Annotated in this window: 1 protein-coding gene; it reads left to right on the top strand. The window is 61.7% G+C overall.

Annotated elements, in window-relative coordinates; genetic code table 11:
- Positions 1–1,086, top strand: a 1,086-nt coding sequence (locus tag Q8M85_RS02605; protein ID WP_305539871.1) for a TolC family protein, incomplete at its 5' end; no start/stop codon positions are given.
- Positions 1,087–1,194: the final 108 nt, after the last annotated feature.

Raw genomic sequence — 1,194 nt, 5'->3', positions numbered from 1 at the left:
ATGATCGAGCCGTTGCAGGGGGCCATGTATGGAATCGGGCAGGAGATTCCCTTTCCCGGCAAACTCCGCCTCAAAGGGGAAGTGGCCCAGCGCGAGGCCGACCGGATCGAGCAAGACTATCTGGCCATACGGCTGCGCCTGATCGCCCGCCTTAAAGAGTCGTACTTTGATTTGCATTTTGCCCATAAGGCGATCGAGATTGTGGAGCGGAACAAGGCCCTGCTGATGCAGTTCGAGAAAACGGCCAAGTCTCGATACGCCGTCGGTCAGGCCGCTCAGCAGGATGTGTTCCGCGCGCAGGTCGAGATCTCGCGGGTGCTGGATCGGTTGGCGGTGCTCGACCAGCAGAAGGAGAGTCTGCATGCCGCAATCAATCGAATCGTGAATCGGCCTCCCGCCGGCCCGCTCGGAACTCCGGAAGAGATCCGGATGACGATGCTGACCCTGCCGTTGCCGGAGCTGAGCCAGCGCGCGGAGGACTTCTCGCCGATCCTCCAGGCCTCCGCCAAGGGAGTGGAACGGGGTGAGCAAGCCGTGGCCCTGGCCCGAAGGGAGTATTATCCAGACTTTGACATCAGCGCCACGGGCTTGCGCAATGATCGCATCAATGAAAACGGCTATCAGGTCATGCTGGGCATTCGCATTCCCCTCTATTACGCGACCAAGCAACGCCAGGGTGTGCGACAGGCCGTGTCCGAACTCACCGGCGCACACGAGAGTCTCACGAACACGCGGCAAGATGTCCTGTTTCGGGTGAAGGATGACTTCGTCCAGGCGCAGCGGGCTGAACGGCTCGTCACCATTCTACGCGACGCGATTATTCCGCAGGCCACGCTGGCGCTCCAGGCTTCCCAGGCCGGCTATGGGGTCGGCAAGGTCGATTTTCTCACGTTGCTGAATAGTTTGCTCACCTTGCAGGACAGTGAATTGGAGTTGCATGGGGAAATGGTCGCGCACGAGAGGGCGCTGGCAAGACTGGAGGAAGTCACGGGTGGCTCGCTGACGAGCACCGGCTCCCTTCTTCCCAGCGAGGGCGCGCGGATGTTGGACCGCGGAGCACGGACCGCGGAAGGAGTGCGTCGCTGATGACGAGGCAAACGGTTGTCACGGGCATGACGATCGTGGTGGTTGCCGGGCTCGCCATGGCGTTCTGGTTCACGACCCGCGAGCCGGTGCCATCGCCGGCCGAATCAC

Source organism: Tabrizicola sp. (assembly GCF_030694085.1).
Lineage (GTDB): Bacteria > Pseudomonadota > Alphaproteobacteria > Rhodobacterales > Rhodobacteraceae > Tabrizicola.
Note: the sequence above shows the minus strand (reverse complement) of the source record. Positions and strands in the feature narration are given on the sequence as shown.